This is a genomic window from Mammaliicoccus sciuri (assembly GCF_025561425.1).
GTDB lineage: Bacteria > Bacillota > Bacilli > Staphylococcales > Staphylococcaceae > Mammaliicoccus > Mammaliicoccus sciuri_A.
In genome coordinates this window covers 2055609-2079969 of the sequence record NZ_CP094824.1, presented here as the reverse complement: position 1 = coordinate 2079969, position 24361 = coordinate 2055609, and the positions used below count along the sequence as shown (strand labels likewise).

Below are 24361 nucleotides of genomic sequence, written 5' to 3'. Positions count from 1 at the left end.
ATGTCATTACTTTATGAAGGCAAAGCTAAAAGAGTATTCAACACAGATCAAGAAGGTATTTTGAGAATCGAATATAAAGATGAAGTGACTGCCGGAAACGGTGCTAAAAAAGATAAAATGCTAGGAAAAGGGCGATTAAACAATTTAATTACATCAAAAATATTTGGAATATTACGACAAAAAGGCGTTGAGAGCCACTTTGTTGAACAAATTTCTGAAACAGAACAACTTGTTAAAGCTGTAGAAATTTTCCCATTAGAAGTTGTCGTACGAAATGTTGCTGCAGGTTCAATTTGTAAACGACTAGGTTTTGAAAAAGGACATGAATTTAAAGAACCTTTATTAGAACTATTCTATAAGAAAGATGAGTTAAATGATCCACTTATCACGGATGATCACGTGTCATTATTAAATATTGCTTCATCAGAAGAATTATCAACTATTAAAAAAGAAGCGTTAAAAGTAAATAAAGTATTAAGTGAAATTATGAATGACATGAAGTTAATACTCGTAGATTACAAAATCGAATTTGGCATAACCTCAGATGGAGAAATCTTATTAGCGGATGAAATTTCTCCAGATACATGCAGAATTTGGGACAAAGAAACAAAAGAAAACTTTGATAAAGATGTATATAGAGAAGATACAGGCTCATTAATTGATACTTATGAAACTTTCTACAAAAAATTGGAGGAACTATAAAATGAAAAAGATTGAATTGCATATTACGTTACAAGGTCAAGTATTAGATACACAAGGACAAGCTTTAAATAGAGCGGTACACGATTTAGGCTATGAACAAGTCAATGATATAAGAGTAGGTAAAGTTATATACATGACTGTTGACGAAACAGATGAAAATTCAATCAAGAATGTCGTTAATACTTTAAGTGAGAAGCTATTTGCCAATACGGTTATTGAAGAATATAGTTTTAAAATCTTAGAAGATAAGGAGAACGCATAATGAAATTAGCTGTATTAGTATTTCCAGGATCTAATTGCGATCGTGATATGTATAATGCTGCTAAACGTTCAGGTGTCGAAGCGGCATATGTAGACTATAGAGAAACTTCTCTTGAAGGTTTTGATGGTGTGTTAATACCTGGAGGCTTCTCATTTGGTGATTACTTAAGATCAGGTGCAATGGCACGCGTAGCACCAATTATTAGCGAAGTAAAAAGACTTGCATCTGAAGGTAAACCAGTACTTGGCGTATGTAATGGATTCCAAATCTTAACAGAAGTTGGTTTGTTACCAGGTGCACTGTTACATAACGACAGTCATTTATTTGTAAGTAGAAATGAATCGTTAACAATCGTGAATAACGAAACGAAATTCACACATCAGTATGATAAAGATGAAACTGTCATTTATCCTGTTGCGCATGGTGAAGGTCACTATTATTGTACAAATGAATTATATGAAGAACTTGTGAATCATAATCAAATTATTTTAACTTACAATGATAATCCTAATGGTTCATACAAAGATATAGCTGGAATTACGAATAAAGAAGGAAATGTTTGTGGGATGATGCCTCATCCAGAACGTGCCATGGAAACATTACTTGGTTCAGATAGTGGCGTTAAATTATTTCAATCTATGATCGAAAGTTGGAGGGAACAACATGTCTAAGTTTTTAGAACCTAGTATAGAAGAAATTGAAAAAGAATATTTATATAGAGATATGGGTTTAACGGACGAAGAATATCAAAAAGTCGTAAGCATTTTAGGACGCAAACCGAACTTTACTGAAATAGGTATATTCTCGGTAATGTGGAGTGAACATTGCTCATATAAACATTCTAAACCATTTTTAAAACAATTCCCTACTTCTGGAGAACATGTCTTAATGGGTCCAGGTGAAGGTGCTGGTGTTGTAGATATAGGTGATAATCAAGCAGTCGTGTTTAAAGTAGAATCTCATAACCATCCTTCAGCAATTGAACCTTATCAAGGTGCCGCAACAGGTGTTGGTGGTATTATCCGCGATATCGTATCAATCGGAGCAAGACCTATTTCATTATTAAATAGTTTAAGATTTGGAGAGTTATCTAATAAGACAAACCGTAGATTGTTTAGTGGAGTCGTAAAAGGTATCGGTGGTTATGGAAATTGTATCGGTATACCGACAGTAGCTGGTGAGATTGAATTTGATGAAAGATATGATGGCAATCCACTTGTTAATGCAATGTGTGTTGGCATTATAGATCATGACAAAATACAAAAAGGTACTGCTAAAGGTATCGGAAACCCAGTTATCTACGTTGGATTAAAAACAGGTAGAGACGGTATTCACGGTGCAACTTTTGCATCTGAAGAACTAAGTGAAGCATCTGAAAGTAAAAGACCATCAGTACAAATAGGAGATCCATTTGTAGGTAAAAAATTAATGGAAGCAACATTAGAAGCAATTACTTATCCTGAATTAGTAGGTATTCAAGACATGGGTGCAGCAGGATTAACGTCATCTTCTTCTGAAATGGCAGCTAAAGGTGAAAGTGGTATCCATCTTCATTTAGAGAAAGTACCAACTAGAGAAGAAGGTATCTCACCATATGAAATGATGCTATCAGAAACACAAGAGCGTATGTTATTAGTAGTTGAAAAAGGTACAGAACAAAAATTCTTAGATTTATTTGATCATCATGAATTAGATTCTGCCGTAATAGGTGAAGTAACAGATACAAATAGATTTGTCCTGTCTTATGAAGATGAAATCTACGCTGATATTCCTGTTGAACCTTTAGCTGATGAAGCACCCGTTTATATTCTAGAAGGTAAAGCAAAAGAATTTAAGCACAATGATAATCAATATGATGAAATCAATGTAGAAGAAGTATTCCAAAAACTAATTAATCATCCAACAATTGCTTCTAAGCATTACGCATATGACCAATATGATCAACAAGTTGGTGCCAATACAATTATCAAGCCAGGTATTAGTGCTGGAGTAGTTAGAGTGGAAGGTACAAATAAAGCGATAGCTTCTACTATAGATGGAGAAGCGAGGTATGTTTATAACAATCCATATGAAGGCGGGAAAATGGTTGTTGTAGAAGCATATAGAAATTTAATTTCTGTAGGTGCTAAACCATTAGCAATGACAGATTGCTTAAATTATGGTTCTCCTGAGAAGAAAGATATATACCAACAACTTGCAGATTCTACTAAAGGAATGGCTGAAGCTTGTGAAGCTTTAAATACACCTGTCGTATCAGGAAATGTTTCTTTATACAATGAAACAAAAGGGACTTCAATTTTCCCTACACCTGTAGTCGGTATGGTTGGTTTAATTGAAGATGTGACGTATTTAAATGATTATCAACCAAAAGTAAATGATCGTGTATACGTAGTTGGAGAAACGAAAGATGACTTTGGTGGCAGTCAGATTGAAAAGTTATTATTTAAAGAAGTTAATCATGAACCAAGTTCAATTGATTTATCAGCAGAAGTAAAACGTGGAGAACAAATTAAAGATGCTATACGTTCAGGCAAAATTTCACATACACAAGCTGTTGGTAAAGGTGGTCTTGCTATTGGACTTGCAAAAATAGCCACACACTTTAACTTAGGATTAGATGTGACTTTACCAGTAACAAATGCTCAATTATTTAGTGAAACTCAAGGTAGATATATTGTTGTCGTTAAAGAAGGACAATCTATAGATATTGACGATGCCGTTGAAATAGGTCGTGTTACTGATAATGCTCAATTTACGATTAAAAATGATGCTGCTCAAATTAAATACAATGTATCTGATTTGAATGAGCAATTGAAAGGGGCAATAGCTCAATGCATGAAATCAAGAGTTTAAATGAAGAATGCGGTGTATTTGGTATATGGAATCATCCAGAATCTGCACAACTCACATACATGGGGCTTCATAGTTTACAACATAGAGGTCAAGAAGGTGCAGGAATTGTAACTTCAAACGGTTTCGAGTTAAAAGGTGAAAGAGGATTAGGATTATTATCTGATGCGATTACGGATGTACAATTAGAAGGTTTTAAAGGGAATCAACATGCGATAGGGCATGTAAGATATGCAACTTCTGGCAATAAGGGAATTGAAAATATTCAACCATTTTTATATCACTTTTATGATATGAGTGTTGGTGTTTGTCACAATGGTAACTTAGTCAATGCACAAAGCTTAAGAAAAGAATTAGAACAAGAAGGTGCCATTTTCCATTCTTCTTCTGATACTGAAGTGATTATGCACCTTATAAGAAGAAGTAAAGCACCTACTTTCGAAGAAGCATTGAAAGAAAGTTTGAATACCGTTAAAGGTGGATTCACATTTGCTTTATTAACAAAAGATGCATTATATGGCGCTGTTGACCCAAATGCAATAAGACCTTTAGCTGTTGGGAGAATGAAGACGGGGGCTTATATCATTGCTAGTGAGACATGTGCAATTGATGTACTTGGCGCAGAGTTTGTGAGAGATATTCATGCAGGTGAGTATATTGTTATAAATGATGATGGTATAAGAGTTGAATCATACACAACGGAAACAACGACTGCAATTTCAGCGATGGAGTATATTTACTTTGCAAGACCGGACTCTACAATTGCTGGTAAGAATGTTCATGCAGTTCGTAAAGCATCAGGGAAAAAATTAGCTCAAGAAAGTCCGGCCTTAAATGCTGATATGGTAATCGGCGTACCAAACTCTTCACTTTCAGCAGCATCTGGTTTTGCAGAAGAGAGTCATTTACCTTATGAAATGGGTCTTGTAAAAAATCAATATGTTGCTAGAACATTTATCCAACCGACACAAGAATTAAGAGAACAAGGAGTACGTGTTAAATTATCAGCTGTAAAAGATATCGTAAATGGTAAAAATATTGTGCTTGTTGATGATTCTATTGTGAGAGGGACAACAAGTAAACGTATCGTTAGAATGTTAAAAGACGCTGGAGCAAATGAAGTTCACGTACGTATCGCATCACCAGAATTCATGTTTCCAAGTTTCTATGGAATTGATGTGTCGACATCTGCTGAGCTGATTTCTGCACATAAATCACCTGAAGAAATTAGAGATTATATCGGTGCAGATTCACTTGCATATTTATCAGTTGATGGCTTAATACGATCAATAGGATTAGATAAAGACGTACCTTATCACGGATTATGTGTAGAAAGCTTTACTGGTGACTATCCAGCAGGTCTTTATGACTATGAAGAAAGATATTATCAAAACTTAAGTCCACGTCAAAAAGCTTATTTAGCTAGTAATAAACAATACTTTGATAAAGAGGGTAATCTTAATGTCGAAAGCATATAAAGCATCTGGTGTAGATATTGAAGCTGGTTACGAAGCGGTCAATAGAATGAAGTCACATGTTCAAAGCACAATGAGAAAGGAAGTTCTAGGCGGTTTAGGTGGCTTTGGTGCTGCATTTGATCTGTCACAACTAAATATGAAGAAACCAGTACTTGTTTCTGGAACAGACGGTGTTGGTACAAAGCTTAAACTCGCAATTGATTATAACAAACATGACACAATCGGTATCGATGCAGTTGCAATGTGTGTGAATGATATTTTAACGACTGGCGCAGAGCCTTTGTATTTCCTTGATTATATTGCGACGAATAAAGTAAATCCTGAAACGATTGAAGCGATTGTTTCAGGTGTATCTGTCGGTTGTAAAGAAACGAATTGTGCATTAATTGGCGGAGAAACTGCCGAAATGGGCGAAATGTATCATGAAGGAGAATATGATATCGCAGGATTTTGTGTTGGTGCTGTTGAAAAAGATGACTATATAGATGGCAGTGAAGTTGATGAAGGCGACGTCATAATTGGTATTACATCAAGTGGTATTCATTCAAATGGCTACAGTTTAGTTAGAAACTTAATTAAAGAAAGCCAAATTAACTTAAATGATGCATTTGATGAAGAAAGAACGTATTTAGAAACTTTTCTTGAACCAACTAAGTTATATGTTAAACCTGTTCTTGCTGTATTAGATAAAGTAAAAGTTAAAGGTATGTCTCATATTACTGGTGGAGGATTTATTGAAAATATTCCAAGAGCGATTCAAGAAGATAAAGATGCGCATATCGATGTTCAATCATATGAAGTACCAAAAATATTCCATTGGTTAAAAGAGCAAGGAAAGATTGAAGCAGAGGAAATGTATAATGTGTTTAATATGGGAATCGGCTTTGTACTTATCGTTAATAAAGATGATGCACAAGAAACATTAGATATCTTGAAAGCAAAAAATGAAGAAGCATATATAATAGGTGAAATTTCAAACGGAACAGGTCAAGTCAAATTGACGGGGGTTCAATCATGATTAAAATAGCTGTATTTGCATCAGGAAATGGATCGAACTTTGAAAAAATAATGGAAAATATCGAAGCAGGTTATTTAGACCATATAGAAGTAACAGCATTGTATACAGATAACCCTAATGCCTTTTGTATAGAAAGAGCAAGACGATTTAATTTACCAGTTTATATCATTGATCCAAGAACTTACGATAGTAAAAAAGAATATGAAGAAGCTCTACTTACGAGATTGGCTCAAGATCGTGTAAGTTGGGTTATTTTAGCAGGATATATGAAAATCGTTGGGCCTACATTATTAAAACAATATGAAGGTAAAATGTTGAATATACATCCATCAATATTACCAAGTTTTCCTGGTAAGGACGCTGTAGGGCAAGCATTAGATTACGGCGTAAGTGTTACAGGAGCAACTGTTCATTACGTTGATAGTGGTATGGATACTGGCGAAATCATCGATCAATTAAGCTGTAAAGTATATCCAGATGATACGAGAGAGACATTACAATTAAGAATACAGAACTTAGAATACGAATTATATCCACGTGTTATGAAAGAAATTATTCAATAAAGGAGTCTTTACAAAATGAAGAATGCAATATTAAGTGTGTCAGACAAAACAAATATAGAAGATTTCGCAAGCAAATTAATAGAAAATGATTATAAAATTTTTTCAACTGGTGGTACTAAAAAGGCACTTGAAAATGCTGGGATTGAAGTATATTCAGTTTCAGAGTTAACAAACTTTCCAGAAATAATGGATGGAAGAGTCAAAACTTTACATCCAGGTGTACATGGAGGTATTCTTGCAAATCGTTCTATTCCTGAACATTTAACAGCATTGAAAGAACAAGACATCGACTTAATTGACTTAGTAGTCGTAAATTTATATCCATTTAAAGAGACTGTTAAGAAAGAAGATGTAACGGAAGATGAAGCAATTGAAAACATCGATATCGGTGGACCAACTATGTTACGAGCAGCAGCTAAGAACTTCAAATTTGTTACAACAGTCGTAGATCCTTCTGATTATAATGAAGTTATTGAACGTATTGCTTCTGACAAATTAGATGAAGATTATCGTAAATCATTAATGGTAAAAGTATTTAAACATACAAATGATTATGATAATGCGATTGTTGAATTCTTTGGAAATACATCAGAAACATTAAGATATGGAGAAAACCCTCAACAAAATGCTACTTTTGTAAAGACTTCTAACGAACCGAATACAATAGCTGGCGCTAAACAATTACATGGTAAAGCTTTAAGCTTTAATAACATTAAAGATGCCGATGCAACGTTATCACTTATTAAAATGTTTGAACAACCTGCAGCTGTTGCAGTAAAACATATGAACTCATGTGGTGTTGGTGTAGGCGGAACTATTGAAGAAGCATACGAATATGCATATGAAGCGGATTCTCAATCTATATTTGGTGGTATTGTCGCTTTAAATAGACCTGTTACAAAGGAATTAGCTGAGAAATTACATTCTATTTTCTTGGAAGTTATTATTGCGCCAAGTTATGACGAAGATGCGTTAGAAGTATTAACAGCGAAGAAGAATATTAGATTATTAGAAATTGATATGACAGAAACGCAAGATGAACAAGAATTTGTATCAGTTTCAGGTGGGTACTTAGTTCAAGATAAAGATAATGCAACATTAACGCGCGAAGAAATGAAAGTCGTTACAGATGTTGAACCAACTGAAGCACAATGGAAAGCTTTAGAACTAGGATGGAAAGTTGTCCGCTCAGTTAAAAGTAATGCCATTGTACTAGCGAACGATCACCAAACTGTTGGTGTAGGTGCTGGACAAATGAATAGAGTTGGTTCTGCAAAAATAGCAATTGATCGTGCAATCGAAATGAATGAAAATGTAGCCTTAGCTTCTGATGGATTTTTCCCAATGGGTGACACTGTAGAAACAGCTGCTAAAGCAGGTATTAAAACAATTATCCAACCGGGTGGATCTATTAAAGACCAAGATTCAATAGATATGGCAAATAAATATGGCATCAGTATGGTATTTACTGGTATGAGACACTTTAAACATTAGGAGGTCAATATGAAAGTACTTGTTATAGGATCAGGTGGAAGAGAACATGCGTTAGCTCAAAAATGTCAATCGTCTAAATTAGTAAATGAAGTCTTTGTCATTCCGGGTAATGATGCAATGGAAGAAGTTGCGACAATTGTATCGGATGTTCAAGAAAATGACCATTTAGCTATAAAATCTTTTGTAGAACAAAACAATATTGAATGGGTAATAATAGGACCGGAACAACCTTTAATAGATGGATTAACAGATGCATTAGAGGAAACAAATGCTAAAGTCTTCGGACCAAATAAAGAAGCAGCACAATTAGAAGGTTCTAAAGAATTTGCGAAAAAAATTATGAAAAAGTATTATATACCAACTGCAGAATATAAGACAATCACAACAAAAGAAGAAGCAATCAATTATGTTGAGCAGTGTAAAATACCTATCGTACTTAAAAAAGATGGACTTGCAGCTGGAAAAGGTGTAATCGTTGCTTTAACGCGAGAAGAAGCACGAGAAGGCGTAGAAACTTTATATCAAACACCTCATGAAAAAGTCGTATTCGAAGAGTTTCTTGATGGAGAAGAATATTCAGTTATGACATTTGTGAATCAATCATATGCAGTTCCATTTGATTGTATCGCCCAAGATCATAAACGTGCATTCGATGGTGATAAAGGCCCAAATACTGGTGGAATGGGTGCATACTGTCCAGTACCTCATATTACGGACGATGTATTGGAAGAAACGAATCAAAAAATCGCACAACCTATTGCGGATGCGTTAGTGAGTGAAGGCATTAACTATTTTGGTTTGATTTATATTGGCGCAATTTTAACAAAAGAAGGACCAAAAGTAATTGAATTTAATGCAAGATTCGGTGATCCAGAGGCACAAGTATTATTGACTAAATTAGATTCTGATTTTATTGAAATATTAAACAAGGTGTATCATAAAGAGCCAATAACATTAAAATGGAAAGATGAAAGTGTTGTTGGTGTCGTATTAGCATCTAAAGGATATCCAGGTAGTTATGATAAAGGATATTCAGTTGAAGGTTTAGAACATGTAGATCAATATTTTGTGAGTGCTTTGAAGAAAAATTCAGAAGGCAAGTATGAAAATAATGGTGGACGTGTCATGATTGTTATCGGTACAGGTGACAATATTGAAGCGGCTCAAAAAAATGCATATGAACAAGTCAAATATATTAAAAGTGAACAACTATTCTATAGAAATGATATTGGACATAAAGCATTAAAAGCATATAAATCATAAATTAAAGGCTGAGACAACAAAGTTTGTCTCAGCCTTTTCATTGCGCTATATTTCATTCTTTTAGGGAAAGGTATGGTCAAATATAACGCAATGTTATCGAATATCTGAAATGTGTGTTATAGGTAAATAAACATTTAATAAATATGCGACAGCAACGAGTGCAATCGTCAATAAGATGAAATATAAATCATTTTTAGTGAAAGGTACTTTATAATAGAAAGTTCTTTTGCCGTTTGTGAATCCTTTTGCTTCCATCGCAACAGCTAACCTATGTGATTTTCTTATACTTTGACTTAATGTTGGAATGAGTAAATGGTGAATCCATTTTAAGCCTTTACGATTGCTTTTATCTATAACTGCATATCGCATTTTTAAAGCTTGTCTTAACTGCATAAAAGAACTAAACATAAGCGGTATCATGCGTATAGAAGCCATGAAAGCATATGCGATTTTAGGTTTTACTTTTAAATGTTGCATGAAACTATAAAACACATAAATGATTTGCGAAGTAAATGGGATAACCATGCCGTAAAATGAAATGACAAGTGTACGCATGGTTACGTGAATACCTCTCAAAAAGCTTTCTTCAGTAATATGAATAATACCAAACTTGAAAATTGTTTCATTTCCTTCACCATAGAAAATCATAAATAAGGAAGAAGTGAGTCCGAAAAATAAAGTGATAGCAATGACGATTAATAGTGGCAACCATCTCACGCCGCTCATGAAGATTAGATAAAGGAACATAATAATCGTTAAATAAAGCATGAAATCAAATTGATGAATAAATATCGCATAGAAAAATAGTATGACACCTAATATAAGTTTCGTTAGAATATTGACATCATCAATAAAAGTACGGTATTTCTTCCAATTAGTTAACATGAGATTCACCACCGCTTACATGTAATTGCTCGTCTTTGATTGTTAATCTTCTAGTAGCATAGCGATTAATAATCTCATTTTCGTGCGTAATCATTAAGATAGTTTGACCATGTTGAACGCGTTCATGAAATAATTTGATGAGTTCAAAGGTATTGTGACTGTCTAAACCGAATGTTGGCTCATCAAGTAAAATAATTTCAGAATTCGTACTTAATGCAGTTGCGACACTTAATCTTTTTTTCTGTCCTATTGATAATTCGAAAGGATGCTGGTCTTTCACATGATTAAGTTTTAATAACGTCAACATGTTTTGGGTCTTGTCATGAGCTGTTTGTTTATCTTGATAAGCATAATTGATAAATATTTCGTTATATACAGATGTTTCGATGAATTGTAATTCTGGATTTTGATATACGAAATACATATGTTTAGAAGCATCTTTTACTTTTTTAATCTGTTTGTTTTTATAAAATATTTTACCATTATATTTAATGAGCTGCATCATCGTTTCTAATAATGTTGTCTTACCTGTTCCATTTGGTCCAGTTATTGTAAGCCATTCGCCACTTGAAATCGTTAATTTATCTATACTAAATAGTTTTTTGGAGCCACGCAGTACATCTAACTGCTCTATATTTAACAACGGATTGTGCTCAGCAGTCTGTTCAGATAATTTTGGGGCATATTGCCACGAGTTAGGGTGCCAAACACCGTATTCATTTAAAATGTCTGTATGATGATCTAATATATCTTGAGGTGTACTATCATGTGTGATTTCACCATTTTCATTCATTACAATAACTCTATCTACATAATTCCAAATATAATCAACTTTATGTTCTACGATTACAACAGTTTGATTTGTCCAATGTTCCATAATCAAATCCCATAGTTGTGTCGTTGATTGATGATCAAGCATTGCTGTCGGTTCATCAAGAAATAACGTATTTGTATCTTGTAATAATATAGAAGCAATCGCTAATTTTTGTTTCATACCACCACTTAAACGATTGATTTTAAGTGAAGGATCAGCATTTAAATTTACCTGTTTCATGGCATTTTTTATAAATCCGTCCATTTTATCAGGTTCGATGTTCATATTCTCAAGCACAAATGCTAATTCTTCTTTAATCTCAGGCATACAAAACTGCGTATCAGGGTCTTGAAAAATAACACCTGGAAGTGAATCGATATTGATTGAATCAACTTTCATCGGTATGTCCATCGATCTCGGTATAATACCACTTAATATATTTAATAACGTACTTTTACCAGATCCACTTGGACCTAGTAAAAGTACTTTTTCTTTATCATTAATATTGATGTTTAAATTTTTAAATATAATGCGATCATCATCAGGATACTTTAGTCTTAAATTTTTTAGTGATAACAATTGAATAACTCCTATAATAAGTCATAATCTTTTTTAGATGCTGGTCTGAACAATTTCGTAACACCAGTTTGGTCGAGTGCTTTTACAATTGCATAGCCTAATGCACCAGCAACGATTGCACCACTTAAAATTCTAATCGTAAACATTAAAATAACATTCCATAAAGCAACGTCACCTAAGTAATTATAGAACCAATCAATTGGTAACGTAATAATACCTGCAGCCATACCAGCTATAACAGCAACTGATAATTTTCTAGATTGATATCGAACAGCTAAGAAGGTGATTTCACAAGCTAAACCTTGTAATAATGCGTATACAAATGTTGGAATATCGAATTGGCCCATTACAATCGTTTCGCCAGCACCCGCAGCAAATTCAGCAAGAATTGCAACACCAGGCTTTTGAATAATTAAATAAGTGACAATTGCTGCAATAAACCATACACCATATACAGATTGTTCTAAGTGTAGACCGAGTGGTTTTAAAATTTCATAAGGTATCCATAAGAACTTATAAATGATTGCAAACAAAGCACCAATTAATACAGTTACTAAAATATCTGATAACGTTAATTTCTTTGACATGTTATATTCTCCTTTTAAATAAAAAAATGTGCACTCCTATATCTAAATAGAAGCGCACAAAAATATTGTTATCATTTAAAAATGAATATTATATGATTTACGAACACTTTCCTACGCTAGTATCATCTAGATCAGGTACAAAGGGTTCAGACCTTTTCATGTCTGTCTCAGTTTCAAAACACCCCTAGTGCATTTATTAATTTGTTATCCATACGATAAGTCTTATTAATCTATTTGTCAATAGTAAATCATAAAACTAAAATTCATTTATTCAAATGTGTCTTGTATATTTTCTTTTGTTTCATCCTGACCTTTGTTGTTGTCTTGCTTATTTTCTTGTTCTTTCTTTTTAGCTTTTTCTGCTTCTTCTTTATGCTTATCATTATGAGTCATAATAACACTCCTTTAAAATGTATGATATTATTATATACCCAACTACATATAAGTATTAAACTTCTTGCTAGTACTTGGGACTGATTTTCAATATAATTAAAGACAATTGAAAATGAAACAATTATAATGTTCAATGAGGTGAAGAACATGGCTATAAAGAAAAAAAGCTGGGAAGTTCATTTTAGTCGAATTATAGGTATATTTCTTTTGATTACTGGATTACTTATACTTTTTAATGCGCCACGTATTAAAGACTATAATATCAAGGATTCAAGTAATATCCATATCAATAACATTTGGGACTTTTTTGTAGCTTTTTTTGATGAATTAGTAAGAATATTGCACCATTATATTGGTAACTTTCCAGTTATCGCAGCAATAATTGTATTGCTATTTGGTGTGTTTGTATTATTAGTAGGACGTACTTTAAGAAGAACGACGCATTACGATTATGATATTTCTGTATTTTATATCGGACTGACAATTATTTTAATGATTGTTATTATGATGACCATGTTCCAAGTATATAGTTTTGCATCTTTCTTATTTATTATTCCATTTGCAATTCATGTGGGATATGTCGTTTATAAAAATGAGCTAAATCCAATGCATCGAAAGAAACAGTACTTATGGATTATCATTTCTTATGGATTATGTTATTTCATTTCACAATTTGCAATGAACCATAATATCGATGCTCAAAATGTAAAGCCTATAGACGTTATGAGTGTTAACTTATTCTTCATTCTGTTGTGGTGTCTAAGTCAAATGTCAGTTTGGATTAGTTTATATTTAAGAAGATCTTTACCAGTAAGCGATGAAGACATTGAACAATTTCATGAAGAAAGATATTCAAGAGTTAAAAATAACCGCTTAACAAGAAAAATATATACTTTAGCAGAAGGTTTTTACCAAAAATTACAGAATTTCAAACAGGCGACTTTAGAAAAATTTAATTCTGAAGAGGCAATTGCTAAAAGAAAACGCCGTAATGAAAAATGGATAGAGATTATTAAAATCGAAGAAGACGATATTCCAAGATGGATGAGAAGACCGAAATGGTTAAAGAAAAGCTATATAGAATGGATAAGTACTGTAGTTTTATTCTTATTTACATTTATAGAGTTTAATAACCGTAATGGTTTATTCTTATCAGGTGAATGGAAATTATCTCAAATTCAATATGTTTTTGAATGGTTAACATTATTTATTATGATGTTATTGATTATCTTATATGCATACTTCAATTACACGACAAATTATAAGAATAAAAATAATTTTGGTAAATTGTTTGTTATTTCAGCATTATTCTTTGAAATTGCAACGACATTCTTTGTTTCAGCAATTCAAACTTCACAATTTTCCGTGTTTATCACACCAATTTCATTTTTACTATTATTATTTGTAACACCAGCATTTATCATTCACTTGAAAAAATCATTTTAATATCTTACACGATATAATTAGACACTTTATTGAGCACTATGCGCTTAATAAAGTGTTTTTTATTTTATAATTTTCACGAGCAATTGCTGTAATTAAAAGTTTAAATATGTAATAAGTAAACTATTTTAATGAATTTATTCAAAAAATGTATTGCGTGGAATAATCTTATCCTTTATACTAACTTTAGTAAGCGTTTACATATAAGGGGATCAAAACTTTCTGGGGGAAATTTTGATTAATAAAATTCGGTTAACAGAGTATTCTAAAGGGGAATACTCTGTTTTTTGGTGTTTTGAATAATATACGTTATAATATGTGAGACATTTCGAAAGGATGGCTAATATATAATGAAACAATTAATGCTCAAAAAAGGAAAAGAAGATAAATATTTAAGAGGATATCCTCTAGTAGAAAAAGACGATGTTTTTGATATGCCTAAAATGGATGAAGGAGAATTAGTTGCGCTTGTTGATGCGGGGAAAAAATTCATTGCAACTGCATATTATGGTGAACAAAATAAAGGTATAGGCTGGGTATTATCATTAGACTCAACTGAAAAGATTGATCATAACTTTTTTGTAAAGTTATTCGAAGAAGCTAAAAATGATAGAGCATATTATGAAAATGTAGATGGTATCAATGCATATAGATTATTTAATGCAGAAGGCGATGGAATTGGTGGACTGACAATTGATCATTATGACGGTCATTTATTAGTTCAGTGGTACTCAGTAGGTATATATCGATTGAAAGATAGAATATTACCTGCAATTAAAGAAGTCTTCGATTATAAATCAATTTTTGAAAAAAGAAGATTTAAAGGAATGGAAACTGCTTCAGACTTCGTAGCAGGTGAAGCACCAGAATTTCCATATGTCATAGAAGAAAATCATATGTTCTATAATATTAATCTTGATGATGGACCTATGACAGGTATTTTCTTAGATCAAAAAGACGTTAGAAAAAAATTAAGAGACCACTATAGTCAAGATAAAGATATATTGAATTTATTTAGTTATACGGGTGCATTTTCAGTTGCAGCAAGTGAAAATGCTCGTTCAACTACAAGTGTGGATTTAGCTAATAGAGCTAGACCATTAACTGAAGCAAACTTTGGTTTAAATACAATAGATCTTAATCAGAACCATATATTTATAATGGATGTATTTGATTATTTCAAATATGCTTTAAGACATGGTTTAAGTTATGACGTTGTCGTGATTGATCCACCAAGCTTCGCACGTAATAAGAAAAAGACTTTTAGTGTTCAGAAAAACTATCCTGAATTAATTGAAGGTGCATTAGAATTATTGAACGAGAGTGGTAACTTAGTGCTAAGTACAAATTCAAGTGCTTTCCCACAAAAAGCATTCAAAAAAATGATAATTCAAACATTAGATCAATTAGGTGTTGATTATACAATTTCTGATGTAATGGGATTACCTAAAGACTTCAAGAGTCATCCACACTATAAACCAAGTAAATACTTGAAAGTCGTATTCGTACAAATAAATGGTTAAAATTTCCTAGTTCGGGTATACATTATTATAATAATGTTTGAATATAATCGAACTGTGAGGAGAATGGAAACAATGGGAATTTTCGATAAAATTACGACAAAAGCAGGCAATAAAGCATTTGGTATACAAGAAATAAAGAAGCGTTCTGAATTACCAACTTCACAAGAAGAATTGTTAGAACGTAGAAAAAAAGCTAAAGAACTTATTCATAAGAAGTCATTAATGTCTTCAGCTGCAAATGTCGTACCAATCCCAGGACTTGGTGTTGGTATGGATATTAAATTAATGGGCGATATCATTGAAGATATTAATAAAATTTATGGATTAAGTCATAAGCAAGTTAATAAAATGCAAGATGATTTAAAACAAAAAGTTTTAACATCAGCTGCAATGAGAGGTAGCCAGTTTATTGGTCAAAAAGTAACGAATGCAATGGTGAAAGTTATATTTAGATCAGTCGTAAAAAGAGAAGCGGCAAAACAATCAAGATGGGTACCATTAGTTGGACAAGCAGTTGCTGGTTCAATTAGTTATTATTTAATGAAAAAAATGGGTGAGGATCACATTAAAAAATGTGAAACAGTCATTCAAGACTTTATAGGTGAATAGAATATTGAAAAGAAGCTAAGGCATTTTGTAATGTCTTAGCTTCTTTTTTGTGTAATTTTTTATTTTATATTTGCAATTATTCTAAAAACGCTTTATAATCAAAAAAGCAAACTAAAGTTTGAAATATAAACAAATGTTTGTGAGGTGAAATTGATGAATGAAAATGAAAAATTAATTCTTAACTTAATAAAAGAGAATCCTTTTATATCACAACAAGAGTTATCAGATAAAGTTGGTTTGTCTAGACCTGCAGTTGCAAATATTATTTCAGGTTTAGTTAAGAAAGAATATGTGCAAGGGAAAGCATATGTATTAAACGAGCAAAATCCAATTGTATGTATTGGTGGAGCTAACATAGATAGGAAATTTCATATTACAGACGATTTAGTGCAGGGCACTTCAAACCCAGTAACTTCTGAAACTTCTATTGGTGGTGTTGCTAGAAACGTTGCTGAGAATTTAGGACGTATCGGTGAAGATGTTCTGTTATTAACGACTTCAGGTAATGATGCAGAGTGGCAACATATTTCTGATTTATCATCACCATTTATGAATGTAGACTATGTTGAGAAAATCTCTAGTGAATCAACGGGAAGTTATACAGCATTGTTAGATCAACATGGTAGTATGACGATGGGGTTTGCGGACATGTCAGTATATGACAAAATTACGCCAGAATTTATGATTAAAAACACATATTTACTCAATAAATCAAAATGTATTATTGCAGATTTAAACTGTCCTAAAGAGACGATAGAGTTTTTATGTTCATATGCAGAGAAGAAAAAGATTAAATTAGTATTGATTGCAGTTTCAGGCCCGAAGATGAATCGTCTACCTCATAATTTACATGCTGTTGATTGGCTCATATTAAATAAAGATGAAGTTGAATCATTTGTAGGTAAAGATGCACAAACAGAAGCGGAATTAATTCAATACATTGGTGAAATTAGATCACTTGGTGTGAATAACTTAGTTGTGACATCAGGTAAAGATAAGATTATTTATGATGGTGATGAAGGTCAACGTCAATTTGAAGTCAAAAAAGTCGATAATGTCGTTGATGTAACAGGTGCCGGTGATGCATTTACATCAGGTTTAATTTATGGATGGTTGAAATCATATGAAATCGACAAAATTATTGATTTGGCAAAAGCAAATGCATCTAAAACAATTCAAACAGCTTATACAGTCAGACAAGATTTAGATAAAAAACAATTAATTAAGGACATGGAGGCTTTATAATGGAAAACTATATTCAATTTTCAAAAGAAGTAGAACAAGCAAAAGAGGAAGGTAAAGCAATTGTTGCTTTAGAATCTACAATTATTTCACATGGTATGCCTTATCCTCAAAACGTAGAAATGGCACAAAAAGTAGAACAAATTGTAAGAGATAATGGTGGGGTACCTGCAACAATCGCAATTATTGATGGAAAAATTAAAATTGGATTGAGCGAAGATGAATTACAATTATTAGCAAGTGCAGAAAATGTAGCAAAAGTTTCTAGAAGAGATATCGCTGAAATATTAGCAACTAAAAAAATTGGTGCAACAACAGTGGCTTCAACAATGATTTGTGCTCAATTAGCAGACATTAAATTCTTTGTTACTGGTGGTATCGGTGGTGTTCATAAAGGTGCTGAACATACAATGGATATTTCTGCAGATTTAGATGAACTTTCTAAAACGAAAGTAGCTGTCATTTGTGCAGGTGCTAAATCAATTTTAGACTTAGACAAAACATTAGAATATTTAGAAACAAAAGGAGTACCTGTAGTTGGATATCAAACTGATGAACTCCCGGCATTCTTTACAAGAGAAAGTGGTCTTAAATTAAACACAAGAATTGATGAAGTAAGTACAATTGCGAAACTTGCAGAAGTACAATGGGACTTAGGTTTAGAAACAGGTATTGTTGTCGCTAACCCAGTACCAGAAGAGGATCAATTAGAACCAAGTTTCATCAATGGTATTATTGACAAAGCAGTTGCTAAAGCTGAAGAAGAAGGTATTCACGGCAAAGATTCTACACCATTCCTATTAGGTGAAATCGTTAAGCAATCTGGCGGTAAATCATTAGAAACAAATATTAAACTTGTTGAACATAACGCTAAAATTGGTACACAAATAGCAGTTGAATACACGAACCTTCAAAAATAAAGAATAATCAGCTCAAATAATTGCATACTTATGTAATATGATTGAATTGTAAGTGGTTTTTTGATATTCTTTAATCGTATAGATAAAATTTGATTTTATACAAATTTAATATAGGTATCAGAAGGAGACAATAAAAATGGAACAAAATTCATACGTAATTATTGACGAAACGGGTATTCACGCTAGACCAGCAACAATGTTAGTTCAAACTGCATCTAAATTTGATTCAGATGTACAATTAGAATATAACACTAAAAAAGTTAACTTAAAATCAATCATGGGTGTAATGAGCCTAGGTGTTGGTAAAGATGCTGAAATTACTATCTACGCTGAGGGTAGTGATGAGAAAGAAGCTATCGAAGCAATTACTGAAGTATTATCTAAAGAAGGATTAACTAAATAATGTCTGAATTATTAAAAGGTATAGCTGCATCTGATGGTGTGGCTATTAGTAAAGCATATTTATTAGTTGAACCTGACTTATCGTTTTCAAGCGAAAATATCAGCGATGTAGACGGCGAAGTTGAAAAGTTTAAAGCGGCTGTTAATCAAACAAAAGTTGAATTAACTCAAATTCGTAATAATGCTGAAAAACAACTTGGTGCAGATAAAGCTGCGATTTTTGATGCACATTTATTAGTGTTAGAAGATCCAGAATTATTAAATCCAATTGAAGAAAATATTCGCAATAACAAAGTAAATGCACCTACTGCGTTAAATGAAGTATCAACAAACTTCATTACAATTTTCGAAAATATGGATAATGAATACATGAAAGAACGTGCGGCAGATATTCGTGACGTTTCTAAACGTATTTTGGCACATATTTTAGGTGTAGAATTACCAAACCCTAGTATGATTAATGAAAGCGTTATTATTGTAGGTGAAGATTTAACACCATCTGACACTGCGCAACTTAACAAAGAGTTTGTTAAAGGTTTTGCGACAAATATCGGTGGAAGAACTTCACACTCAGCAATAATGAGTCGTTCATTAGAAATTCCTGCTGTTGTAGGTACTAAAGATATTACTGATCGTGTAAACCATGGTGATAGTTTAATCATTGATGGTTTATCTGGTGATGTAATCATTAACCCAACAGATGACGAAGTTCAAGCATACGAACAAAAACAGAAAAACTTCTTAGCTGAAAAAGAAGAATTAGCTAAACTAGTTAATGATGAATCTGTTTCTAAAGATGGTGTTCATGTAGAATTAGCTGCGAATATTGGTACACCTAATGACTTAGAAGGTGTTAAAAATAACGGCGCAGAAGGTATCGGTTTATACCGTACTGAATTCTTATACATGGGTAGAGACAATATGCCTTCAGAAGAAGAACAATTTGAAGCATATAGTAAAGTCTTAAAAGAAATGGACGGCAAACGTGTTGTCGTTCGTACTTTAGACATAGGTGGAGATAAAGAATTATCTTATCTAAACTTACCTAAAGAAATGAACCCATTCTTAGGATATAGAGCGATTCGTTTATGTTTAGATCAAACTGATATCTTTAGAACTCAATTAAGAGCTTTATTACGTGCTTCTGAATTTGGTAAGTTAAATATCATGTTCCCTATGATTGCAACTATTAAAGAATTTAGAGACGCTAAAGCAATCTTACTTGAAGAAAAAGAAAAATTAGTTTCTGAAGGTGTTAACGTTGCGGATGATATCGAAATCGGTATTATGGTAGAAATTCCATCTACTGCAGCACTTGCAGACATCTTCGCTAAAGAAGTTGATTTCTTCAGTATTGGTACGAATGATTTAATCCAATATACAATGGCTGCTGACCGTATGTCTGAGCGTGTTTCTTACTTATACCAACCATATAACCCTGCAATTCTTCGCTTAGTTAAGCAAGTAATTGAAGCTTCTCATAAAGAAGGTAAATGGACTGGTATGTGTGGAGAAATGGCTGGAGACAATACAGCAATTCCATTATTACTTGGATTAGGTTTAGATGAATTCTCTATGAGTGCGACAAGTATTCTAAAAGCTAGAAAACAAATCAAACAATTAGATCAAAAAGAAATGCAAGAATTAGCGAACAAAGCAATTAACTGTGCAACAGAAGAAGAAGTTGTTGAACTCGTTAATCAAATTCTTTAAAATTAAAAAACAGAGCAGTTATCTCTTAACATTAAGTAGATAACTGCTCTGTTTTTATATGTGAATGATCTTTTCAGACTTTATTGAGATTGCAAATTGAATATCGCAATTTCAGGTGAGCAAAATATTCTAATCGGAAGTCTTGTCATACCTAAGCCTTGATTAACATAGAGGTATTGTCCAGTTCTAATTTGATACAAACCTTGTTTATATACTTTTCCATAAGTTGGTGTATAAATAGCGCCAAACTTAGGAAGTCGAACTTGACCACCATGTGTATGTCCAGATAGTACTAAATGGATGTTTGGATCTAATAATTTAACTTTATCTGGTTCATGTACGAGACCTATTCTAAAGTCTATACGACAATTAGGTACTTGGAATGAACTACAAAAGTTAGGCTGACCAAAACACAAATCGTCTATACCGTTTATCTGAATGATACCAGCAGGTGTGTTGACGACGTAAGAACTGTTTAACAAGACTTCAAAACCCGATTTATTCATGATATCTAATACCGTATGAGTGCCGTTTGAACCGTAATCGTGGTTGCCTGGAACAAAAAATTTTCCATATTTTGATTGAACTGTACGAAATAAAGGTATAACTAGATAAGGGTCAAATGAAATTTGAGCAATATCATCAAAACAATCACCTGTGAAACAAACAATATCTGCTTCTTGCTCATTAATAAGACGTACAAGTTGATATAAATTTTCTAAATTAGAATAATAACCTAAATGCAAATCTGTTATATGAATGAGTTTCAGATTTGATTTTAAGTTTGTATCAATAGAATGTGTGGTGACTTTAATTTTAGAACTTGGAAATTGAATCTTCATTAATGAATGCCTAATGCTTTATTAAAAGATTCTATATCAACTTGATAAAAAACTTCTCTATTAATGAGAACAGTAGGTGTTGAAAAACTGTCTAGATCGATAAGTTCGTTTTTAAATTGTTTGTTTTTTATATTTTTTTCTGTAAAAGGAATTTCTTTTTCATTAAAATATTGTTTTACAAATTGGCAAGGGGGACACTGGTCTTGTGTATAAATTGTAACTTCACTCATAGATTTCACCTCAACTTTATATAGACATATTATAAATGATTTTTTTAAGCGTTCAACGATTATGTCCTATTTTGCCATTAATTTGTCATTACTTTGTAAATGTTAAACATTTCACAAATGATTAAAGTGTTGTATAATAAGATTAAATTGTGATGTATATCACAAACGTTGAATGGAGGAATATTATGGATGCAGTAGTTATAAGTCGTTTACTAACTGCTATGACCTTGGGATTCCATATCATTTTTGCAACAATTGGTGTGGGGATCCCATTAATGTTTGCAATTGCTGAATTCATAGGTATTAAGAACAATAATCCTATGTATATAGCAATGGCAAAACGTTGGTCTAAAGGGTATACGATTACTGTAGCGGTCGGAGTAGTTACGGGAACAATTATTGGTCTACAATTATCATTATTGTGGCCAGCATTTATGCAATTAGGTGGGCAAGTTATTGCGCTACCATTATTTATGGAAACATTCGCCTTTTTCTTTGAGGCTATTTTCTTAAGTATTTATTTATATACGTGGGATAGATTCAAAGGTAAATGGACGCACTTTTTAATTACGTTACCAGTAATTATTGGTGGTACATTCTCAGCGTTCTTTATTACATCTGTGAATTCTTTCATGAATACGCCAAATGGATTCGATTTTATCAATGGAAAATTGATGAACATTGATCCAATTGCTGCGATGTTTAATGCATCATTCGGTATTAGAGCTTTTCACGTTATAGCGACTGCATTTATGACAGCTGCATTTATTTTAGCAAGTATAGCAGCATATCGTTTAATTAAGAATAAATTTATAGATGATAAGGAATATCATAAAAAAGCTCTTAAACTTACGATGATAGTCGGTTTAATTGCGAGTTTACTTGCAATGTTAGCTGGCGATTTATCAGCTAAGTTCTTACATCAAGAACAACCTGAAAAATTAGCAGCTATGGAGTGGCATTTTGAAAGTGAATCAAAAGCAGACCTAGTATTATTTGGGGTAGTTGATGAAGATAAACAAGAAGTTAAAGGTGCTATTAAAATACCTGGCGCTTTAAGTTTCTTGTCAGATAGTAATTTTAATACTGAAGTTAAAGGTTTAAACGAATTTAAGAGCGATGAAACACCACCACTTATCATTCACTATTTCTTTGATTTGATGGTATTCTTTGGTGTGTATTGCTTTGTCGTTTCAGCTTTATTTGTCGTATTAAAATGGGTGAAAAAATGGTCGCAATATAGTAAGCCAATCTTATATTTAGCGGTATTAACCGGACCACTTGCAATGCTTGCAATTGAATTTGGTTGGTTCTTAGCTGAGATGGGTAGACAACCTTGGATATTAAGAGGTTACTTAAAAGTTGCACAAGCTGCAACAAATGCTGATGGACTTGCACTTGTATTCATTGCATTCGCAATACTTTATTTAGTTCTTGGTATTTCATCAAGTTATGTACTTATTAGAATGTTTAGTCACAGTAAAACGACTGATGATGTGAACAAAATAATAGACAGAAAGGGTGAAGTATAATGGATTATCAACATATAGGTATTACAGTGCTTTGGCTCTTTCTGTTTGGTTACATTATTATTGGTGCTATTGATTTTGGTGCAGGATTCTTCGCATTTCACGCTAAATTAACGAAGCAAGATCATATTATCAATAACTTGATTTCTAGATATTTAAACCCAGTTTGGGAAGTAACAAATGTGTTCTTCGTATTCTTCTTTGTAGGAATAGTTGGATTCTTCCCAGACTCTGCATATTATTTCGGGTCAACATTATTAATACCTGGTAGTATTGCATTAATTTTACTAACCATTCGTGGTAGCTTTTATGCATTTGAAAACTATGGACAAGATAGTAAGTTATCATGGTTATTCTTATATGGTGGAACAGGTTTATTGATTCCGGCATCATTATCAACAATTTTAACAATTGCTGAAGGTGGCTATATTAGAGAAACAAGTGATGGCGTTCACCTACTGTGGGTTGATTTATTATTAAGTCCATATGCATGGGCAGTTGTATTTTTAGCAATTATCTCAGTGTTATATATTTCATCAGGATTTTTAACATTTTATGCGAATAAAGCTAAAGATTCTGAAGCATATCATTTATTGAGACAGTGGTTCCTTATATGGGCAATTCCGATGATCATCATTTGTCAGTTCGTTTTCTTATCTTTAAGACAACATAACGAAACGCATTTTAATAATGCAGTCGGCAGTTATTGGTGGTTATTCGGTTTAAGTATTATATTCTTTATCATTGCTGTTGGATTAATATACTTTAAAAAAGCACATGGTGTTGCATTTATTATGATATTATTACAATTCGGTACAGCATTCTTTGGATATGGTGTAAGTAAATTGCCGTATATCTTAGATCCATTTATCAATATTGATAAAGCAGTTGTGAACGATCAAATGGCATTAATGCTTGTAATCGTATTTATTTTAGGTTTACTTTTACTCGTGCCATCGCTTATATTATTATTAAGATTATTTATCTTTGATGCTGATTACGTTAAAGGTAAAAAATAAA

General features: G+C 32.6%; 24 protein-coding genes and 1 riboswitch. Of the genes, 18 read left to right on the top strand and 6 right to left on the bottom strand.

The genetic code is table 11. The features are described 5' to 3' along the window. Genes purC through purD form a run of 9 tightly spaced genes read left to right on the top strand, consistent with a single transcriptional unit; the run spans nucleotide 1 to nucleotide 9630 of the window. Nucleotides 1–702 (top strand): phosphoribosylaminoimidazolesuccinocarboxamide synthase, encoded by a 702-nt coding sequence (gene purC / locus MUA60_RS10835; protein ID WP_262648240.1) that lies wholly within the window; start codon nucleotides 1–3, stop codon nucleotides 700–702. A 1-nt stretch (nucleotide 703) separates the two neighbouring features. Continuing rightward, the gene (purS, locus tag MUA60_RS10830) at nucleotides 704–964 is read left to right on the top strand and encodes a phosphoribosylformylglycinamidine synthase subunit PurS (RefSeq protein WP_058611483.1); all 261 of its coding nucleotides are present in this window, start codon (nucleotides 704–706) and stop codon (nucleotides 962–964) included. After that, nucleotides 964–1635 (top strand): phosphoribosylformylglycinamidine synthase subunit PurQ, encoded by a 672-nt coding sequence (gene purQ, locus MUA60_RS10825; RefSeq protein WP_262648239.1) that lies wholly within the window; start codon nucleotides 964–966, stop codon nucleotides 1633–1635. The genes purS and purQ overlap by 1 nt, the downstream gene beginning before the upstream one ends. Further along, nucleotides 1628–3817 (top strand): phosphoribosylformylglycinamidine synthase subunit PurL, encoded by a 2190-nt coding sequence (gene purL, locus MUA60_RS10820; protein ID WP_262648238.1) that lies wholly within the window; start codon nucleotides 1628–1630, stop codon nucleotides 3815–3817. Before purQ ends, purL begins: the two co-directional genes overlap by 8 nt. Continuing rightward, a complete protein-coding gene (purF, locus tag MUA60_RS10815) occupies nucleotides 3796–5292 on the top strand; it encodes an amidophosphoribosyltransferase (RefSeq protein WP_262648237.1) in 1497 nt (498 codons plus the stop codon). The genes purL and purF overlap by 22 nt, the downstream gene beginning before the upstream one ends. Beyond that, nucleotides 5276–6310 carry a phosphoribosylformylglycinamidine cyclo-ligase gene (gene purM / locus MUA60_RS10810; RefSeq protein ID WP_262648236.1) on the top strand — a complete coding sequence of 345 codons (1035 nt, stop codon included), beginning with the start codon at nucleotides 5276–5278 and terminating at the stop codon, nucleotides 6308–6310. The genes purF and purM overlap by 17 nt, the downstream gene beginning before the upstream one ends. Then, nucleotides 6307–6873, top strand: a complete 567-nt coding sequence (gene purN / locus MUA60_RS10805; RefSeq protein ID WP_262648235.1) for a phosphoribosylglycinamide formyltransferase — start codon at nucleotides 6307–6309, stop codon at nucleotides 6871–6873. The genes purM and purN overlap by 4 nt, the downstream gene beginning before the upstream one ends. Nucleotides 6874–6888: 15 nt before the next feature. Continuing rightward, on the top strand, nucleotides 6889–8367 hold the full coding sequence (gene purH, locus MUA60_RS10800; protein WP_262648234.1) for a bifunctional phosphoribosylaminoimidazolecarboxamide formyltransferase/IMP cyclohydrolase: 1479 nt from the start codon (nucleotides 6889–6891) through the stop codon (nucleotides 8365–8367). Nucleotides 8368–8376: 9 nt separating this feature from the next. Beyond that, nucleotides 8377–9630: a phosphoribosylamine--glycine ligase gene (gene purD / locus MUA60_RS10795; protein WP_262648233.1), complete on the top strand. Its 1254-nt coding sequence runs from the start codon at nucleotides 8377–8379 to the stop codon at nucleotides 9628–9630. A gap of 93 nt (nucleotides 9631–9723) precedes the next feature. On the opposite strand, the gene MUA60_RS10790 is transcribed toward purD, so the two are convergent. The 4 genes from MUA60_RS10790 to MUA60_RS10775 all read right to left on the bottom strand — a co-directional run bounded on the left by MUA60_RS10790 (nucleotide 9724) and on the right by MUA60_RS10775 (nucleotide 12888). Beyond that, nucleotides 9724–10515, bottom strand: a complete 792-nt coding sequence (locus MUA60_RS10790) for an energy-coupling factor transporter transmembrane component T family protein (RefSeq protein WP_262648232.1) — start codon at nucleotides 10513–10515, stop codon at nucleotides 9724–9726. Next, nucleotides 10505–11908 carry an ABC transporter ATP-binding protein gene (locus tag MUA60_RS10785; RefSeq protein WP_262648231.1) on the bottom strand — a complete coding sequence of 468 codons (1404 nt, stop codon included), beginning with the start codon at nucleotides 11906–11908 and terminating at the stop codon, nucleotides 10505–10507. The genes MUA60_RS10790 and MUA60_RS10785 overlap by 11 nt, the downstream gene beginning before the upstream one ends. Before the next feature lie 11 nt (nucleotides 11909–11919). Beyond that, nucleotides 11920–12495: an ECF transporter S component gene (locus tag MUA60_RS10780; protein ID WP_262648230.1), complete on the bottom strand. Its 576-nt coding sequence runs from the start codon at nucleotides 12493–12495 to the stop codon at nucleotides 11920–11922. Between the two features lie 91 nt (nucleotides 12496–12586). Continuing rightward, nucleotides 12587–12691, bottom strand: a riboswitch (TPP riboswitch). A 71-nt stretch (nucleotides 12692–12762) separates the two neighbouring features. Further along, on the bottom strand, nucleotides 12763–12888 hold the full coding sequence (locus MUA60_RS10775; protein WP_255201038.1) for a hypothetical protein: 126 nt from the start codon (nucleotides 12886–12888) through the stop codon (nucleotides 12763–12765). Nucleotides 12889–13035: 147 nt separating this feature from the next. On the opposite strand from MUA60_RS10775, the gene auxA reads away from it, so the two are divergent. From auxA to ptsP, 7 genes are all read left to right on the top strand, one after another. Beyond that, on the top strand, nucleotides 13036–14334 hold the full coding sequence (gene auxA, locus MUA60_RS10770) for a lipoteichoic acid stability factor AuxA (RefSeq protein WP_262648229.1): 1299 nt from the start codon (nucleotides 13036–13038) through the stop codon (nucleotides 14332–14334). Between the two features lie 347 nt (nucleotides 14335–14681). After that, the gene (locus tag MUA60_RS10765) at nucleotides 14682–15854 is read left to right on the top strand and encodes a class I SAM-dependent rRNA methyltransferase (protein ID WP_262648228.1); all 1173 of its coding nucleotides are present in this window, start codon (nucleotides 14682–14684) and stop codon (nucleotides 15852–15854) included. Between the two features lie 72 nt (nucleotides 15855–15926). Then, the gene (locus MUA60_RS10760) at nucleotides 15927–16463 is read left to right on the top strand and encodes a hypothetical protein (RefSeq protein ID WP_025905191.1); all 537 of its coding nucleotides are present in this window, start codon (nucleotides 15927–15929) and stop codon (nucleotides 16461–16463) included. A 153-nt stretch (nucleotides 16464–16616) separates the two neighbouring features. Beyond that, complete coding sequence (locus tag MUA60_RS10755) at nucleotides 16617–17708, top strand: carbohydrate kinase (RefSeq protein WP_262648227.1); 1092 nt, start codon at nucleotides 16617–16619, stop codon at nucleotides 17706–17708. Further along, nucleotides 17708–18625 carry a pseudouridine-5'-phosphate glycosidase gene (locus tag MUA60_RS10750; RefSeq protein WP_198472262.1) on the top strand — a complete coding sequence of 306 codons (918 nt, stop codon included), beginning with the start codon at nucleotides 17708–17710 and terminating at the stop codon, nucleotides 18623–18625. The genes MUA60_RS10755 and MUA60_RS10750 overlap by 1 nt, the downstream gene beginning before the upstream one ends. Before the next feature lie 136 nt (nucleotides 18626–18761). Then, a complete protein-coding gene (locus tag MUA60_RS10745; protein ID WP_262648226.1) occupies nucleotides 18762–19028 on the top strand; it encodes a phosphocarrier protein HPr in 267 nt (88 codons plus the stop codon). Next, nucleotides 19028–20740 (top strand): phosphoenolpyruvate--protein phosphotransferase, encoded by a 1713-nt coding sequence (ptsP, locus tag MUA60_RS10740; RefSeq protein WP_262648225.1) that lies wholly within the window; start codon nucleotides 19028–19030, stop codon nucleotides 20738–20740. Before MUA60_RS10745 ends, ptsP begins: the two co-directional genes overlap by 1 nt. 80 nt (nucleotides 20741–20820) lie before the next feature. Here ptsP and MUA60_RS10735 read toward each other — a convergent pair whose 3' ends face one another. Both MUA60_RS10735 and MUA60_RS10730 read right to left on the bottom strand, forming a co-directional pair. After that, on the bottom strand, nucleotides 20821–21582 hold the full coding sequence (locus MUA60_RS10735; protein WP_262648224.1) for a metallophosphoesterase: 762 nt from the start codon (nucleotides 21580–21582) through the stop codon (nucleotides 20821–20823). Then, nucleotides 21582–21812, bottom strand: a complete 231-nt coding sequence (locus MUA60_RS10730; protein ID WP_262648223.1) for a glutaredoxin family protein — start codon at nucleotides 21810–21812, stop codon at nucleotides 21582–21584. The genes MUA60_RS10735 and MUA60_RS10730 overlap by 1 nt, the downstream gene beginning before the upstream one ends. A gap of 185 nt (nucleotides 21813–21997) precedes the next feature. Here MUA60_RS10730 and MUA60_RS10725 point away from each other — a divergent pair, with 185 nt between their 5' ends. After that, complete coding sequence (locus tag MUA60_RS10725; protein WP_262648222.1) at nucleotides 21998–23344, top strand: cytochrome ubiquinol oxidase subunit I; 1347 nt, start codon at nucleotides 21998–22000, stop codon at nucleotides 23342–23344. After that, nucleotides 23344–24360, top strand: coding sequence for a cytochrome d ubiquinol oxidase subunit II (locus MUA60_RS10720; protein WP_262648221.1), 1017 nt, complete (start codon nucleotides 23344–23346; stop codon nucleotides 24358–24360). Before MUA60_RS10725 ends, MUA60_RS10720 begins: the two co-directional genes overlap by 1 nt. The last annotated feature ends 1 nt before the right edge of the window (nucleotide 24361 follow it).

Bases quoted from the DNA above. Each gene is read 5' to 3' on its own strand.
- purC (WP_262648240.1), top strand. From the start codon at position 1: ATGTCATTACTTTATGAAGGCAAAGCTAAAAGAGTATTCAACACAGAT.
- purS (WP_058611483.1), top strand. From the start codon at position 704: ATGAAAAAGATTGAATTGCATATTACGTTACAAGGTCAAGTATTAGAT.
- purQ (WP_262648239.1), top strand. From the start codon at position 964: ATGAAATTAGCTGTATTAGTATTTCCAGGATCTAATTGCGATCGTGAT.
- purL (WP_262648238.1), top strand. From the start codon at position 1,628: ATGTCTAAGTTTTTAGAACCTAGTATAGAAGAAATTGAAAAAGAATAT.
- purF (WP_262648237.1), top strand. From the start codon at position 3,796: ATGCATGAAATCAAGAGTTTAAATGAAGAATGCGGTGTATTTGGTATA.
- purM (WP_262648236.1), top strand. From the start codon at position 5,276: ATGTCGAAAGCATATAAAGCATCTGGTGTAGATATTGAAGCTGGTTAC.
- purN (WP_262648235.1), top strand. From the start codon at position 6,307: ATGATTAAAATAGCTGTATTTGCATCAGGAAATGGATCGAACTTTGAA.
- purH (WP_262648234.1), top strand. From the start codon at position 6,889: ATGAAGAATGCAATATTAAGTGTGTCAGACAAAACAAATATAGAAGAT.
- purD (WP_262648233.1), top strand. From the start codon at position 8,377: ATGAAAGTACTTGTTATAGGATCAGGTGGAAGAGAACATGCGTTAGCT.
- MUA60_RS10790 (WP_262648232.1), bottom strand. From the start codon at position 10,515: ATGTTAACTAATTGGAAGAAATACCGTACTTTTATTGATGATGTCAAT.
- MUA60_RS10780 (WP_262648230.1), bottom strand. From the start codon at position 12,495: ATGTCAAAGAAATTAACGTTATCAGATATTTTAGTAACTGTATTAATT.
- MUA60_RS10775 (WP_255201038.1), bottom strand. From the start codon at position 12,888: ATGACTCATAATGATAAGCATAAAGAAGAAGCAGAAAAAGCTAAAAAG.
- auxA (WP_262648229.1), top strand. From the start codon at position 13,036: ATGGCTATAAAGAAAAAAAGCTGGGAAGTTCATTTTAGTCGAATTATA.
- MUA60_RS10765 (WP_262648228.1), top strand. From the start codon at position 14,682: ATGAAACAATTAATGCTCAAAAAAGGAAAAGAAGATAAATATTTAAGA.
- MUA60_RS10760 (WP_025905191.1), top strand. From the start codon at position 15,927: ATGGGAATTTTCGATAAAATTACGACAAAAGCAGGCAATAAAGCATTT.
- MUA60_RS10755 (WP_262648227.1), top strand. From the start codon at position 16,617: ATGAATGAAAATGAAAAATTAATTCTTAACTTAATAAAAGAGAATCCT.
- MUA60_RS10750 (WP_198472262.1), top strand. From the start codon at position 17,708: ATGGAAAACTATATTCAATTTTCAAAAGAAGTAGAACAAGCAAAAGAG.
- MUA60_RS10745 (WP_262648226.1), top strand. From the start codon at position 18,762: ATGGAACAAAATTCATACGTAATTATTGACGAAACGGGTATTCACGCT.
- ptsP (WP_262648225.1), top strand. From the start codon at position 19,028: ATGTCTGAATTATTAAAAGGTATAGCTGCATCTGATGGTGTGGCTATT.
- MUA60_RS10735 (WP_262648224.1), bottom strand. From the start codon at position 21,582: ATGAAGATTCAATTTCCAAGTTCTAAAATTAAAGTCACCACACATTCT.
- MUA60_RS10730 (WP_262648223.1), bottom strand. From the start codon at position 21,812: ATGAGTGAAGTTACAATTTATACACAAGACCAGTGTCCCCCTTGCCAA.
- MUA60_RS10725 (WP_262648222.1), top strand. From the start codon at position 21,998: ATGGATGCAGTAGTTATAAGTCGTTTACTAACTGCTATGACCTTGGGA.
- MUA60_RS10720 (WP_262648221.1), top strand. From the start codon at position 23,344: ATGGATTATCAACATATAGGTATTACAGTGCTTTGGCTCTTTCTGTTT.